This window comes from Cytophagia bacterium CHB2 (assembly GCA_030263535.1).
GTDB lineage: Bacteria > Zhuqueibacterota > Zhuqueibacteria > Zhuqueibacterales > Zhuqueibacteraceae > Coneutiohabitans.
In genome coordinates this window covers 1-13,386 of the sequence record SZPB01000323.1, presented here as the reverse complement: position 1 = coordinate 13,386, position 13,386 = coordinate 1, and the positions used below count along the sequence as shown (strand labels likewise).

The 13,386-nt window shown below is 53.5% G+C and carries 17 protein-coding genes and 1 tRNA gene; all 18 read right to left on the bottom strand.

Going from position 1 to position 13,386, the window contains the following annotated elements:
* Positions 1-759 (bottom strand): bifunctional riboflavin kinase/FMN adenylyltransferase (locus FBQ85_23495; protein MDL1878107.1); only part of this gene is annotated, 759 nt, incomplete at its 3' end.
* A gap of 2 nt (positions 760-761) precedes the next feature.
* Complete coding sequence (gene truB / locus FBQ85_23490) at positions 762-1,469, bottom strand: tRNA pseudouridine(55) synthase TruB (GenBank protein ID MDL1878106.1); 708 nt, start codon at positions 1,467-1,469, stop codon at positions 762-764.
* Between the two features lie 37 nt (positions 1,470-1,506).
* A complete protein-coding gene (gene rbfA, locus FBQ85_23485; GenBank protein MDL1878105.1) occupies positions 1,507-1,869 on the bottom strand; it encodes a 30S ribosome-binding factor RbfA in 363 nt (120 codons plus the stop codon).
* 36 nt (positions 1,870-1,905) lie between these two features.
* A complete protein-coding gene (locus tag FBQ85_23480; GenBank protein ID MDL1878104.1) occupies positions 1,906-2,187 on the bottom strand; it encodes a DUF503 domain-containing protein in 282 nt (93 codons plus the stop codon).
* A 29-nt stretch (positions 2,188-2,216) separates the two neighbouring features.
* Positions 2,217-4,919: a translation initiation factor IF-2 gene (infB, locus tag FBQ85_23475; protein MDL1878103.1), complete on the bottom strand. Its 2,703-nt coding sequence runs from the start codon at positions 4,917-4,919 to the stop codon at positions 2,217-2,219.
* A 101-nt stretch (positions 4,920-5,020) separates the two neighbouring features.
* Positions 5,021-6,052, bottom strand: coding sequence for a transcription termination factor NusA (gene nusA, locus FBQ85_23470; protein ID MDL1878102.1), 1,032 nt, complete (start codon positions 6,050-6,052; stop codon positions 5,021-5,023).
* On the bottom strand, positions 6,052-6,435 hold the full coding sequence (locus tag FBQ85_23465; GenBank protein MDL1878101.1) for a hypothetical protein: 384 nt from the start codon (positions 6,433-6,435) through the stop codon (positions 6,052-6,054). Before FBQ85_23465 ends, nusA begins: the two co-directional genes overlap by 1 nt.
* A gap of 20 nt (positions 6,436-6,455) precedes the next feature.
* Positions 6,456-6,911 (bottom strand): ribosome maturation factor RimP, encoded by a 456-nt coding sequence (locus FBQ85_23460; GenBank protein MDL1878100.1) that lies wholly within the window; start codon positions 6,909-6,911, stop codon positions 6,456-6,458.
* A gap of 139 nt (positions 6,912-7,050) precedes the next feature.
* Entirely contained in the window at positions 7,051-7,725 is a 675-nt protein-coding gene (locus FBQ85_23455; protein MDL1878099.1) for a tetratricopeptide repeat protein, read from the bottom strand.
* A gap of 78 nt (positions 7,726-7,803) precedes the next feature.
* Positions 7,804-7,879: transfer RNA gene (locus FBQ85_23450), tRNA-Arg, on the bottom strand.
* Between the two features lie 92 nt (positions 7,880-7,971).
* Positions 7,972-8,496 carry an adenine phosphoribosyltransferase gene (locus tag FBQ85_23445; protein ID MDL1878098.1) on the bottom strand — a complete coding sequence of 175 codons (525 nt, stop codon included), beginning with the start codon at positions 8,494-8,496 and terminating at the stop codon, positions 7,972-7,974.
* 22 nt (positions 8,497-8,518) lie between these two features.
* Entirely contained in the window at positions 8,519-8,794 is a 276-nt protein-coding gene (locus FBQ85_23440; GenBank protein MDL1878097.1) for an acylphosphatase, read from the bottom strand.
* A gap of 136 nt (positions 8,795-8,930) precedes the next feature.
* Positions 8,931-10,274, bottom strand: a complete 1,344-nt coding sequence (gene asnS, locus FBQ85_23435; GenBank protein ID MDL1878096.1) for an asparagine--tRNA ligase — start codon at positions 10,272-10,274, stop codon at positions 8,931-8,933.
* Between the two features lie 48 nt (positions 10,275-10,322).
* Entirely contained in the window at positions 10,323-10,487 is a 165-nt protein-coding gene (locus tag FBQ85_23430) for a type II toxin-antitoxin system HicB family antitoxin (GenBank protein ID MDL1878095.1), read from the bottom strand.
* A gap of 45 nt (positions 10,488-10,532) precedes the next feature.
* Positions 10,533-11,531, bottom strand: a complete 999-nt coding sequence (locus FBQ85_23425) for an NAD(P)H-dependent glycerol-3-phosphate dehydrogenase (GenBank protein ID MDL1878094.1) — start codon at positions 11,529-11,531, stop codon at positions 10,533-10,535.
* A gap of 15 nt (positions 11,532-11,546) precedes the next feature.
* On the bottom strand, positions 11,547-11,975 hold the full coding sequence (locus tag FBQ85_23420; protein MDL1878093.1) for a HEPN domain-containing protein: 429 nt from the start codon (positions 11,973-11,975) through the stop codon (positions 11,547-11,549).
* The gene (locus tag FBQ85_23415; GenBank protein MDL1878092.1) at positions 11,965-12,303 is read right to left on the bottom strand and encodes a nucleotidyltransferase domain-containing protein; all 339 of its coding nucleotides are present in this window, start codon (positions 12,301-12,303) and stop codon (positions 11,965-11,967) included. Before FBQ85_23415 ends, FBQ85_23420 begins: the two co-directional genes overlap by 11 nt.
* Before the next feature lie 24 nt (positions 12,304-12,327).
* A complete protein-coding gene (locus FBQ85_23410; protein MDL1878091.1) occupies positions 12,328-13,329 on the bottom strand; it encodes a phosphoribosylformylglycinamidine cyclo-ligase in 1,002 nt (333 codons plus the stop codon).
* Between the last annotated feature and the right edge of the window lie 57 nt (positions 13,330-13,386).

Sequence of the window (13,386 nt, the reverse complement as noted above, 5' to 3'; positions counted from 1 at the left end):
TGCAAACGTCGGGCGTACACCGATATTCATCATGCCGCCGAATTTTTCTCCGGACAATTCTGCGATGACGGCATAAACACCGTTTGCCGGAATCAGCTTGTCGGGGTTCAGCGGCTGCAAATTCGCAGTCGGAAAGCCGATGTGTTTGCCGCGGCCCTCGCCCGCCACGACTTTGCAAGCGAGTTGATAGCTGCTTGCCAGCCAGTCGTTTGCCTGTGCCATTTCGCCGCGCAGCAGCGCCTGGCGAATCTGTGTGCTGCTGACAACCGTATCGCCGGTTTGATACGGCGGCAATTCCCGCACGGCAAATCCTAGTTCCCGCCCGAGAGCCGTCAACGTGGCGACGTCGCCTTCACGGTTCTTGCCGAAGCCGTGATCGTGGCCAATGACGATCGCCTGCATTCCAATTTTATGATAGAGAATATCGCGTACGAATGTCGCGGACGGTGTCTGTGAAAATTCCAGCGTGAACGGAATCACCACCACGCGATCAATGCCAATCTCACGCAGCAACGCGACTTTTTCTTCGGCGCTGGTTAAAATTTGCAGCGGCGGCTGGCCGCTTTTTTTTAGCACAAGCTGCGGATGCGGCTCAAACGTAACCACGGTTGTGCTGCCAGCTCTTGCCCGCGCTTCTTCTTGCAAGGCCGCCAGAATGAGTCGATGTCCGCGGTGCAGGCCGTCGAACGATCCCACAGTCACCACGCTGCCGGCCTCCCGCTTCACCTGCTCGATGCCAAAGCATTCCACTGTTGGCATATTCAATCCGTCAATCGTTTGATGAAGTCCTCAACTGTCAAGCTTTGAGCAAGCGTATACGGTCCGATGCGCGTGCGCTGCAGGGTTTTGAGAAATGCGCCGCAACCGAGATCGTTTCCAATATCGCGCGCGAGACTGCGCACGTAAGTGCCGCGCGAGCAGGCCAGCCGGATTGTCACTTCTGGAAGCTGCACGGCAATGATATCAAGAAAATGAACAGTCACCGGCCGCGGTTCAAGCACCAGGCTTTTGCCGGCGCGCGCCAGCTTATACAGCCGCTGACCGCCTTGTTTCAAAGCGGAAAACGCCGGCGGCTGCTGCATGAGGGCTCCACGGTAACGCGCTATCACCTCTTCAAGCTGTTGCCGCGAAAACTCCGGCACCGGCCTGGTTGCGACAATCTTACCCGCAACGTCATGAGTATCCGTTTCCGCGCCGAGTTCGAGTACGCCCTCATATTCCTTGTCAAGCGTCATCAATTGCTCGACTTGTTTGGTGGCGCTGGCAAAACAAATCAACAAAACACCGGTGGCAAAGGGATCCAGGGTGCCGGCGTGCCCGACTTTTTTAATGCGCGTAGCGTAGCGCAGTTTATTCACCACATCAAACGAAGTCCAGCCGGCAGGCTTGTTGATATTCCAAATCATGCCGGCGGCAAGCTCGGCTTTTGAAATGACGGGCACAGTGGCATTTGACGGCAACGCAGTCATCACGACAATCCCAGCTACCTTCGAGAACGTTCCACAACTACGTCGCTTCCGGCGGATTTGTTGGAAAGGCCTGCTTCAGCAATTGCTCGATACGATCGGCATAATCCAGCGTGTCGTCGTACACGAACTGTAAATCTGGCGCGCGGCGTAAATCCATGCGGCGGCCGGCTTCGGTGCGCAAAAATCCGGCGGCGCGTGACAATCCTTCGAGCGTCTTCTGCCGTTCGGCGTCGGTTCCCAGCATACTGAAATACACGCGTGCGTTTCGTAAATCATCGGAAAGGGCGACCCGGGAGATCGTGATCCGCCCCACGGCCGGGTCCTTCAACTGGGTGGAAATAATCTCACTGAGGATTTCACGCAGCAACGAAGCGACTCGAGTTGCGCGTTTGTGTGCCATAATCTTTCTATCGGATGTGAAACAGCGCCCGGCGCTTCAATACACTTCAATCGTATGGCCGAGCACTTCCAGACGATCTTCCTGATACAGCAATTCGAGTATTTTATTGAACGTTTGGTCAACGAACTTTTGCTCGTTGGTCACCAAGGCCAGGCCGAGCAGCCCGCGCTGCCATAAGTCGTTGTTGCCGACTTCCGCAACCGAGACGTTGAATTTGTTCTGAATCTTGGTTTTGATGCTGCTGAGCACAAACCGCTTGGCTTTGAGAGAATCGCTGTCCGGCAGCATGATTTCAATTTGACAAACGCCCACAAACATTTTTGACGCCATATTTCGTCAGGACTCAATCAAGCGGCTGCCGCCAGCGTACGTTTTGTTTTTACGATCTGGAAGCTTTCCAAAACATCGCCGACATGAATGTCATCATAACCTTCCAATTTGATGCCGCATTCAAAACCGGCGGCAACTTCACGAACGTCGTCTTTGAAGCGTTTCAACGAAGCAATCTTGCCTTCGAAAATCAGCTTGTCGTTGCGATAAAGCTTGACGTTATCGCTGCGATGCACCTTGCCGGTTTGCACGTAACAACCGGCGACGGTTCCGGCTTTCGGCACTTTGAAGGTTTCGCGCACGGCAATCGAGCTGGTAATCTCTTCGGAAATTTCCGGCTCCAGCATGCCTTCGAGCGCGGCCTTGACGTCATTAACGGCGTCGTAGATGATTTTGTAGCTGCGAATATCGACGCTCTCGCGTTCGGCAATCTCGCGCGCTTGTTGCGTTGCGCGCACATGAAAACCGAAGATCACGGCATCCGAGGCCGCCGCCAGCAACACATCCGTTTCCGAAATGCCGCCCACGCCTTTGTGAATGACGTTGACCGCCACTTCATTGGTGGAGAGCTTGAGCAAGGAATCGCTCAATGCTTCAACCGAGCCGTCAAAATCGGCCTTGACGATCGCGCGCAATTCCTTCACTTCGCCTTCTTTGATTTTCTTCGAAAGCTGGTCGAGCGTGATATGTTGCGTCTTGCGGAATTCTTGCGCCCGCTTGAGTTGCTGGCGCTTGAGACTGATTTCCCGCGCCTCGAGTTCGGAATTCATCACGACCAATGTATCGCCTGCGCTTGGCACACCGGAAAAGCCAACGACGCGCACCGGTTTCGAAGGTGGCGCTTCGTGCAAGCGGCGACCTTGTTCGTCATACATCGCGCGCACCTTTCCGTGAAAATGGCCGGCAATGTAAGGATCGCCGACGCGCAGCGTTCCGGTTTGCACTAAGACCGTAGCCACCGGGCCTTTGCCCTTGTCCAATTCGGCCTCAATCACAACGCCGCGGGCGTGGCGTTTGGGATTAGCTTTGAGGTCAAGAATATCGGCTTCCAACAAAACCAATTCCAACAAATGATCGACGCCCACGCCGGTTTTGGCAGAAAGCTCGGCTGATTGATATTTACCGCCCCAACTTTCCACCAAAATGCCGTGCTGTGAAAGTTGCTGTTTGATGGTATCCGGATTCGCGTTCGGTTTGTCAATTTTATTGATGGCGATGACAATTGGCACGCCCGCCGCGCGCGCGTGACTAATGGCCTCGAGCGTTTGCTGTTGCACGCCGTCATCCGCGGCCACCACCAGCACGACGACATCCGTCGCTTTCGCGCCGCGCGCTCGCATGGCGGTAAACGCCTCGTGGCCGGGCGTGTCCAGAAACGAGATCAAGCGCCCGTTGAATTCAACTTCATACGCGCCGATATGCTGCGTGATGCCACCGGATTCGCGCGAGACGATATTGCTCTCACGAATATAATCCAGCAACGAGGTTTTACCATGATCGACGTGACCCATGATGGTCACCACCGGGGGCCGGCTTACCAAATCCTGCGGATCATCACCTTCGACTTTCTCTTCCAGCGTTTCGGTGCCATATTCTTGTACAATCTCGGCATCGAAGCCGAACTCATCGGCGACCGTGACGATGGTGTCCGCGTCCAAGCGCTGATTGATCGACACGATAATGCCGAGTGCGATGCACTTGCGAATGACTTCACTGGGATCGACTTCCATTAACTTGGCAAGATCGGAAGCCGAGATAAACTCCGGCACGCTAAGCTTGTTTTCATCTTCTGCCACAAGCTCGCCATCTTCGGTGTGGATGCGACGGCGCCGGGCTTTGGGCTTACCGCCGCCCTCCATCGCCGCAAGCGTCTGGCGAATCGACTCTTCGATCTCTTGATCGCTGATTTTGCGCTTTTTCTTTTTCTTGCCCTTGCGTACCTGGCCGCGATTTTCATCTTCACGCGTTTGGAGCGGATGACGCGCCTTCTCTCGCGCGCGATCTTTCACGTCCGCCACAACGCCTTCCCCCTCGAGCGGCGCTGCCTTGTCTTTCTTTTTCCGGCGTCTGCGCTTCTTGCGTTTCTTGGCCGCTTCGCTGGTTTCTTCCGAAGCTTTTTCGTCTTTCGCGGTCGGTGCAGGCGTTGTGACGACAGTCACCTTCGACACCGGCGGTTCCGCGTGCGTGTGCGGGGCGGTCGGATGGAGATCTTCCTCAGGAATCAACGAGACGATCGTTTCCTGCAACGTCGGCACATGCTTGGGTTCAAGGCGTGCTTCGACTGGAGCAGAAGCCGGTCCAACGTCCACGGGCTTGCCGTCAACCGGCTTGGCCGCTGTTCTTCGCCGCACCGGTTTACGCGCGGTGGTTTCGGCCGTCGCCGCTTCTTTTTCTTTCGCGGATTCCCGCGGGGTGCGCTTTTCCATCAACTTGGTGGCGACGCGCATGCGTTCTTCCAAATCATGCCGCGCCTTGGCGCGCTCTTTCTCCTCCTCAAGCTTTTTGTCGCGAATTTGCTTGCGGAATTCGTAGTCGGCATCTTTCTTGACAGGTTCCTTTTTGTATTTCCGCAGAACCTGTTCATACATCTCATCGGTCAAGGCAGTCATCGGGCTTTGTACGGAAAAATCCAACTCCGTCAAAAAACCGATGAGGGCCTCGTTGGAGATATTGAACTCCTTCGCGACTTGATGCACTCTACGTTTTGTCGTCACTACCATACCCTATGAATTAGAAGCTAATTTGTGAAATGCTGTTGTGATTCTGCTGATGCACCGCATGATATAAAAACAATAAAACTATCGTCAGTGTTGCTTTTGTGTTACGCGTTGGCGGAAGCCGGCTCGTTGCGTGATTCGTTGTCTTCAGACTCCTCTGCCGCAACCTCCGCTGTTTCGGATTCTTCCTCGTCCGAGGTGGATTCCTCTTCTGCGATTTCTTCGTCTGCGCCATGGATTTCATTATCCGAGGCTTCACTGTCTTCAGCGGCTTCGTCCTCCCCCGCGTCAGCCGCACCTTCAGCGGCCTCGACTTCGCCGCCGTTGACCAAGGTCCAGATTTTAAGCGCGGTTTTCTCGCCGATGCCTTTGATATTTCTCAAACCCTGCTCGCCGATTCCCAAAACATCACTCACCGTTTCGAGTCCGGCATCTTTCAATTTGCCCAACATCGCCTGGCTCAAGCCATCAATATTATCGATCGGCGTCTCCTTGCCGCGCTGCTCTTCGATCATCTTGCGATATTCGGATTCCTTCATGATCTCGATTTCGACGCCGGTTAACTTGCTGGTCAGGCGGCGATTTTGTCCGCCGCGGCCAATGCCGAGAGACACTTGATCATCCGGCAACACGGCCACCGCGCGATTGTTCGGCTCATCCACCAGCACGCGCACCGGCTTGGCCGGGCTTAACGCGCGTGTAATAAACACTTCTTTGTCATAACTCCACGGAATAACGTCGACTTTTTCGTTATTCAACTCTTTGCTGACGGATTGAATGCGAATACCTTTCATGCCCACACAGGCGCCCACAGCATCGATGCGCTTGTCGTTTGACGACACTGCAATTTTCGAGCGTTCGCCAGGCTGGCGCGCCACCGCTTTGATTTCAATGATGCCGTCGTAAATTTCCGGCACTTCCAGCTCGAATAATCGCACTAAAAATTTGGGATCGCTGCGTGAGACGATGATTTCGGGGCCGCGGCTGGTGCGCCGCACCTCCTTCACCAGAGCGCGGATATTATCGCCGCGGCGATAGCGTTCGTTTTCAATCTGCTCTTTTTTAGGAAGGATGACTTCTGTACGATCGACATTTACAAAAACATCGCCGCGGCTGATCTGGCGAATATCGCCCATCACAATCTCGCCGAGGCGCGTTTCAAACTCGTCCGAAATCGCCCGCTTCTCTTGGCCGAGGTGATCAAACGCCTGCCAAAGGTTACAGGATCGATGATGACGAGAAATTCATCGCCCGGCTCAAGATCCGGCTCGGTCATGCGCGCCGTCTCGACATCGATTTCGCGCACCTCGTCGGTAACGTTTTCGACGATGACTTTGGTTTGATGAACCTCGATCTCGCCTTTATCCAAGCTGACGTAGACGTCGAAATTGTCGGTCGTGCCGTATTTCTTCTTAATCATTCCCATCACGGTGGAATGCACGATCTCCGTCAACTGTTCCTTGTCGATATTCTTCTCTTTGATCAATTGCGAGAAGGCTTCCGCAATTTCGCTTTTCATGGTGCTACCATCCTAATTGATTACCACTTAATGATCACTTTGCCATAGTCGATTGCCGGGAAGGGAATCGTGAGTGTACCCGGGGTTGTTTCCAGCGACACGCCCGCGTCGCTCACTCGCTCGATCACACCTTCTGTTTCTTTGGTTTCATCTTTATCGTGATACCGCAGGTGGACGGCCCGCCCCAGATTTCGTTGAAAATCCCGCGGCGTTCGCAACGGGCGGTCAATGCCAGGCGATGAGACTTCCAAGCGATACCGGCCGGGCATGACATCTGTGGTGTCTAGCGCATCGCCAATTGCGCGGTTCACAGCCGCGCACGTTTCAAGTTTGACGCCGCCGTCAGCATCCACGATGATGCGGACGACCATATTCGCCTTGCTGCCCTTCAGCTCAACCTCGATCAGATCAACGCCGAACTGCTGTGTCACAATCGGTGTAATGATCGGCAGCAAGCGCTCACGCAAATGCTCCATGAACGATGCCCTGAATTCGATTCAACTACCCCCAACAACAAAAAAGTGGGTCTTTTGAACCCACTTCGAAATCGCATCAAATATAGTGATCACTTGTCCCAATAGCAAGCGCTTTTTCTGGGCAGGGCTTTGACTCAGCTCAGGAGCGCAACTCAGCCTGCAGCATTTTCGCGTCTTCCTCAAACTTCGATTTCGGGTGTTTTTCCAGCAACTGCGCCAATACCCGGTGAGCGGCCTCCGCCTGGTTGGCAAGCTGGTAACAACGCGCCGCATGCATCAACAACTCGGGAACGCGATAACTGTTATGATAATCTTTCGCCGTCTTTTCGTAAAGCTTCGCGGCCTCGGCATAATTGCCGCGTTCATCAAACGTGGCGGCAATGCCGGCTGCCGCCGCGGCGCTCAAAATGGGGTCGCTGCCGTAATCATCCAGATAAGCCTTGAAATATTTCTCGGCAAACTCGAATTCCTTCTTTTGCATGAATGCATTCGCGAGATAAATCGTGCCGGTCGCCGCGCTCGGCGTTCCACCGTAGTTGTTCACGAGTTTTACGAGCGAATCTATCGCGGCGCTGTAGAGTTGAGACTCGTAAGCGCTTTTGCCGTGCGCCAGCAATACTGAAGCCTCTTGTTCCCTCTGCTGGGTGTCGTAGTTATACCAAACAATAATCGCTATCAGAGCGGCAAGCGCGCCCAGCCCGATCAGAATTTCACTGACGTGATGAGTGAGATAATCGGTGGCCTTGAACCACGCGATCACAAGCTTGTCTTGCTTTAATTCCCGTTTGTTCAATTTCTTTTGAGGTTTTAACATCGCTTTTTGATCCTTGAGAGGTTGGTTTGCTTCAGGATTAATGAATGACGCCGTTCTTCATGCCAGACTAAATCAGAGTGCCCCTAGCAGGATTCGAACCTGCGACACAAGGTTTAGGAAACCTCTGCTCTATCCATTACTGAGCTATAGGGGCGGCATTCTGCAAAAGCAACGGCAAATTTAGCAACTTTCCCTTGCGGATGCAAGGCATTTTCCCGCGATATGGCAGCTTGGCGCAGAACCACGCTACTCCGAGGCCACATGTATCAAAGAGTGTACAGCATACTTTTCGAGCTTGCGCCGGCCGTTGAGAAAATCCAGCTCGATCAAAAAACCGAGGCCTGCAATTTGTCCGCCGAGCTGCTCAACCAATTGCGCCGCAGCCGCTGCCGTGCCGCCCGTGGCAAGCAAATCATCGATGACAACGACCTTCTCTCCTTTATTAATGGCATCGACATGCAGTTCAAGCGCGTCTGTGCCATATTCAAGTTGATATTCCGCGCGCAACGTTTGCGCCGGCAATTTCTTGGGTTTGCGCGCCGGCACAAAGCCGGCGTTGAGATGAAGCGCCAGCGGCGCGCCAAAGATAAACCCGCGCGCTTCGATGCCCACAACCTTTTGAACGCCTTGTTTCCCGAAGCGAGCAACAAACTCATCGATAACCATTTTGAATGGTTCAGGCTCTTTCAGCAAGGTGGTGATATCTTTAAACCCGATGCCCGGCTTGGGAAAATCTTGCACCGTGCGGATGTAACGTTCCAAAGCGTTCATGCTCACTCCCGTTGAGATTCGTTCAATCGACAATATCAAAATGTTTGAATTGATTGGTTGCGGGCAGCCATTCCACCTGAACTTCTTCAACCGTGGAAAAACGCGAGCCTTTTTTCATGTCGCTCACAAATTCCTGCAGCTCAAGTTCGTCACCTTCAGCCATGACTTCCACCTGGCCGTCAGCGAGATTCTTTACCCAGCCTTTGAGATAATGCCGCCGGGCGCATTTATTGACGTAATAACGAAAGCCTACCCCTTGCACCATGCCGCGTATGTACAGATGGACGCATTTTTTCATAATGATCCTGTTTGCTTGAATGCCAAGCTCACCGTTTCATCTTTTCTACATTATTTTCCATACCAGTCACCTTTACAAATTCACAACCACATCTGCCAAATTTTGCTTTTGGCCAAGGGGCCGTGAATCCTGGCATTCACGGATACAGCCGGTGCATCAACCGCGCAAACGGGATGGTCTCGCGCACGTGATGCAAGCCGCAAATCCACGACACGGTGCGCTCGACGCCCAGCCCGAAGCCGGCATGCGGCACTGAGCCGTAACGCCGCACATCGAGATACCAGCGAAACGCCTCGAGCGGCAAGTCATGCGCTTTGATTTTAGCTTCGAGGGTGTCAAGATCATCTTCGCGCTGGCCGCCGCCGATGATTTCGCCGTAACCCTCCGGGGCAAGCACATCAACAGCCAATGCTTTGTCGGGTTGTTCCGGGTCGTTCTTCATATAAAAAGCTTTGACGGCTGCCGGATAGCGATGCACCATGATCGGCTTGTCGAATTTCTCCGTCAAAAAAGACTCATCGGCGCCGCCCAGATCGCTGCCTGGTTGAAACGGCGGGGCTTCACGTTCTTTGGCGTAGGCAATCGCTTCGGGAGTCGTCAACATTTTTGCAGCTTCATCATAACTCAAGCGCGGAAACGGGCGCACAACGTTTTCAAGCTTGCTGGTGTCGCGTTCCAGCACCTTCAATTCTTCGCGCCGCGTTTCCAGCACGCGTTGCACGATGAACTCGACGAAATGCTCGGCAAGCTGCATATCGCCTTCGAGATCCATGTAAGCCACTTCCGGCTCGACCATCCAAAACTCCGTGAGATGCCGCCGCGTTTTGGATTTCTCCGCGCGAAAGGTCGGGCCGAAGCAATACACCTTGCCGAACGCCATGCAACCGGGCTCCATGTAAAGCTGGCCGCTTTGCGTGAGATAGGCTTTCTCGCCGAAATAGTCGGTTTCGAACAGCGTCGTCGTGCCTTCGCAAGCGGCAGGCGTGAAAATGGGCGCGTCGAGCAGGGTAAAACCCTGGCCGTCAAAAAAATCGCGAATGGCTTTGATGATGGTGTGCCGCACGCGCAAAATCGCATGTTGCCGCGAAGAACGCAACCAGAGATGGCGATGATCCATCAAAAACGTATCGCCGTGCTCTTTCGGCGTGATGGGATAATCCTGCGCGATATGCACGATTTCGATATTTTTGGTCAGCAGTTCATAGCCGCCGGGCGCGCGCTTGTCTTCGCGCACCGTGCCGGTGACGACGAATGATGATTCTTGCGACAGCTTTTCGCAGCGGCTGAAGATTTCTTCGCCAACATCTTGCAGCGAAACGACACATTGAATGACACCGGTGCCGTCACGCAGCAGCAAAAACCACAGCTTGCCTTTGTGCCGTGAATTATACAGCCAGCCGTGAAGCTTCACTTCCTTGCCGGCATGTTCGCCGATATTTGCAATGTAAATTTTATCGCGATTGATGTGAGCGGGAATCATGCGTTACTCCGGTGATGAATAAACTCCATTTTCGTCTCCACGAGCAAATTATTTTACGGAATCGGTGATGGCAGCGAGATATTCCTGAATTGCATCTCGAATGTTATTGATCGCTTCCTCTTCAGTCGCCCCTTGCGACCAACAACCGGGCAATGCCGGGCAAGAAACGCGATACCCTTCCTCTGACTGGCGTAAAACAATCGTATATTTCATGTCAATACCTCGCTCTCAACGTCGTTCCGGTGAAATTGTTTTAACCTATCCAAACTTCTCCATCTTTGCCTCGCGCGTCATCAAATCACTCACGGCTTGCGCGGGATTTTTGTCTTCAAACAAAACCTCGAAAACGGCGCGTGTGATCGGCAATTCGATTTTGTGTTTTTGCGCGAAGGCGTGTGTTGCCTGCGTCGTGCGCACGCCCTCGGCGACCATGTTCATCGATGCAAGAATATCCTGCAATTTTTGCCCGCGGCCAATGGCCTCGCCGACGGAACGATTGCGGCTCTTCTTGCTCATGCAGGTGACCACGAGATCGCCCATGCCCGAAAGCCCCGCAAAAGTAATCGGATCCGCGCCGAGATACGTGCCGACGCGCGTCATCTCCACTAATCCGCGGGTGATCAGCGCGGCTTTGGTGTTGTCACCGAATCCTGCGCCATCGCCGATGCCGGCAGCGAGCGCGATGATGTTTTTGAGTGCGCCGCCCAGCTCAACGCCGATAATATCCGCATGCGTGTACACGCGAAAGAACGGGCCCATCAACAATGTTTGCACTTGCCGCGCCGCCTCGAGGTTTTCGCATGCCGCCACAATCGCAGTTGGGATATCACGTGCGACTTCATCCGCCAGGCTCGGACCGGAAAAAGCAACGATCGCATTGTTGCCCGGCAAATTTTCGGCAATGACCTGGCTCATGCGCAAATCGGTTTGCGGCTCAAGGCCTTTTACCGCACTGATGAAGATTACGCCCGAGGGCAATTTCGGCAAACTCGGCACAACCGTGCGCAGCGCGTGCGAAGGCGTTGCGATCAAAACGAATTCCGCGCCGTCAATTGCCTCCTCCACCTCAGAAAATGCCCGCAGACTCGCCGGCAATGTTACATTCGGCAGATAGGCCGAATTCGTGTTTGCCGTGTTGATCTGCCGCGCCAATTCGGAATGGCGGCACCAGAGCCGCACCGCATGCCCGTTTTCGCAAAGCCGCTTCGCGAGCGCTGTACCCCAACTGCCCGCGCCGATGACGCTGACTCGTGCCACATTCGCTCTCGGAAGTTATTTTAGTTCCTGGTTTCGATTATGTGCTGAAATCACGTCCTCAGCCCATTCCACTAAGCGATTTGCAATCTCAAGAGCCTGCCGGTAATCGGCTTCAGTGATCTCTTCAAAATGCCCTGGATATCGTGTTTCAATCGCATATTGTGTAAGCACGGCAGCTTGTTTCAAGTCGCTTGGGAAAGTAATCCCGCTCTTCTCGAGAGTATCTATCAATTCCTCCAAGTCATGAATGAATCGAAAAGTAATTTGGAAATGCTGCAATACCGCTTTCAGCGCTTTTTCAGCAGCTTGCTGTGCATTGTAGCACATGTCTTCCCAGAAAACCTCCTTAGGTTTTTCCGCGCGAGCCAAAGCCAAATTACTTTTAGCTCGGACCAGCCACTCTTTCGGAGAGCCGGGGATCAAATTATTACTTTCAGGCGACATTATACAGAACTTTCCCTTCTTTCAAGGCTTGCTTGTAAACCAAATATGGATTCGAAGCATGCTTGACGATATCGCCCATCGTCGCTACAATAATATCCTTGGCAAAACCGAATCCTAACATATTCATATATATCTTTTGTGTGCTTTCCTTTTTGGAGGTACCGTCCGGCACAATGACCAAGACATCCAGATCGCTATTCGGTCCCATTTCTTCCCGCGCTGCCGAGCCAAAAAGAATGATGCGCTGCGGATGCGCAACTTCAACGATGCGGCGCACCAAATCCTCAAGCAACTGGGGATCGGGCGTTGTGGTGAATGTCGTTTTCATTGGTTATCCTCAAGCACGCGGATTTCATTCATGCGCCATTTCCCCAATTTGCCAATTCATTTCTTGCAATTCGTCCAGCATGCCTTTTATGGTATTGAGCGCGTGTCTTTCTGCAATGATTACCAACCCGATACCGAGATTGAATACATTTCGCATCTCTTCTGTAGCAACATTACCATAGTCTTGCAGCAATGTGAATATCGGCGGCCATTCCCACGCGTTCCAATCAATCTCCAATTTGAGGCCCACAGGGAGCAGTCGTTTGGTGTTGCCGACGATGCCGCCGCCGGTGATGTGTGAGAACCCATGCACGCCTTCGAGATCCCGCAACGCGGCGATGATTTTTTGATAGCTCCGATGCGGCCGCAGCAACGCTTGACCAACGGTTTCGCCCAACTCGTCGCGATAAACCTCTGCGGCAATCTCGCGATTGGCTGCGACGATCTTGCGCGCGAGTGAATACCCATTGGTGTGCAAACCCGAAGAAGCAACGCCGAGCAAAACATCACCCGCCGCAATCGCGCTGCCATTAATGATTTTCGCTTTCTCGACAACGCCGACGATGGTTCCGGCAATGTCGAAATCTCCGGCATGATAAACATCCGGCATCTCCGCGGTTTCGCCGCCGAGCAAGGCACAATTGGCCGCGCGGCAAGCTTCGGAGATGCCGGCAATCAGCTCTTCGACAATCGCGGGTTCGAGCCTGCCGAAGGCGAGATAATCGAGAAAGAACAGCGGATCAGCGCCGCCCACCATGATGTCGTTGATGCAATGATTGACGATATCAACACCGACATCACGATACTTTCCGAGCTGGCATGCCAGCTTGATTTTCGTGCCGACGCCATCGGTGCTCGCCACCAGCACCGGCTCGCGATAATTTTGCTGCGGAAATTGAAAAAAACCGCCGAACAGGCCAACGCCGTGCAACACGTTCTTCGTGTGCGTGCGGCGCGCCAGCTCTGCAATCGTTTGCTTTGATTGCTCGCTTGCGACAAGATCGACGCCGGCCGATTTATAGTCCATGTGACGCTTTCAATCGTTCAAAATATTTCTGTCGCGCTTGTACAAAAAACGCGAGAT

What these genes read in the sequence shown, in the direction of transcription:
- FBQ85_23415 (MDL1878092.1), bottom strand. Translation starts at nt 12,303, where the DNA reads ATGAAAACGACATTCACCACAACGCCCGATCCCCAGTTGCTTGAGGAT.
- FBQ85_23410 (MDL1878091.1), bottom strand. Translation starts at nt 13,329, where the DNA reads ATGGACTATAAATCGGCCGGCGTCGATCTTGTCGCAAGCGAGCAATCA.
- nusA (MDL1878102.1), bottom strand. Translation starts at nt 6,052, where the DNA reads ATGGGCGATATTCGCCAGATCAGCCGCGGCGATGTTTTTGTAAATGTC.
- FBQ85_23445 (MDL1878098.1), bottom strand. Translation starts at nt 8,496, where the DNA reads ATGAACGCTTTGGAACGTTACATCCGCACGGTGCAAGATTTTCCCAAG.
- rbfA (MDL1878105.1), bottom strand. Translation starts at nt 1,869, where the DNA reads ATGGCACACAAACGCGCAACTCGAGTCGCTTCGTTGCTGCGTGAAATC.
- infB (MDL1878103.1), bottom strand. Translation starts at nt 4,919, where the DNA reads ATGGTAGTGACGACAAAACGTAGAGTGCATCAAGTCGCGAAGGAGTTC.
- FBQ85_23460 (MDL1878100.1), bottom strand. Translation starts at nt 6,911, where the DNA reads ATGGAGCATTTGCGTGAGCGCTTGCTGCCGATCATTACACCGATTGTG.
- FBQ85_23440 (MDL1878097.1), bottom strand. Translation starts at nt 8,794, where the DNA reads ATGAAAAAATGCGTCCATCTGTACATACGCGGCATGGTGCAAGGGGTA.
- FBQ85_23465 (MDL1878101.1), bottom strand. Translation starts at nt 6,435, where the DNA reads ATGAAAAGCGAAATTGCGGAAGCCTTCTCGCAATTGATCAAAGAGAAG.
- FBQ85_23455 (MDL1878099.1), bottom strand. Translation starts at nt 7,725, where the DNA reads ATGTTAAAACCTCAAAAGAAATTGAACAAACGGGAATTAAAGCAAGAC.
- asnS (MDL1878096.1), bottom strand. Translation starts at nt 10,274, where the DNA reads ATGATTCCCGCTCACATCAATCGCGATAAAATTTACATTGCAAATATC.
- FBQ85_23480 (MDL1878104.1), bottom strand. Translation starts at nt 2,187, where the DNA reads ATGTTTGTGGGCGTTTGTCAAATTGAAATCATGCTGCCGGACAGCGAT.
- FBQ85_23430 (MDL1878095.1), bottom strand. Translation starts at nt 10,487, where the DNA reads ATGAAATATACGATTGTTTTACGCCAGTCAGAGGAAGGGTATCGCGTT.
- FBQ85_23420 (MDL1878093.1), bottom strand. Translation starts at nt 11,975, where the DNA reads ATGTCGCCTGAAAGTAATAATTTGATCCCCGGCTCTCCGAAAGAGTGG.
- truB (MDL1878106.1), bottom strand. Translation starts at nt 1,469, where the DNA reads ATGACTGCGTTGCCGTCAAATGCCACTGTGCCCGTCATTTCAAAAGCC.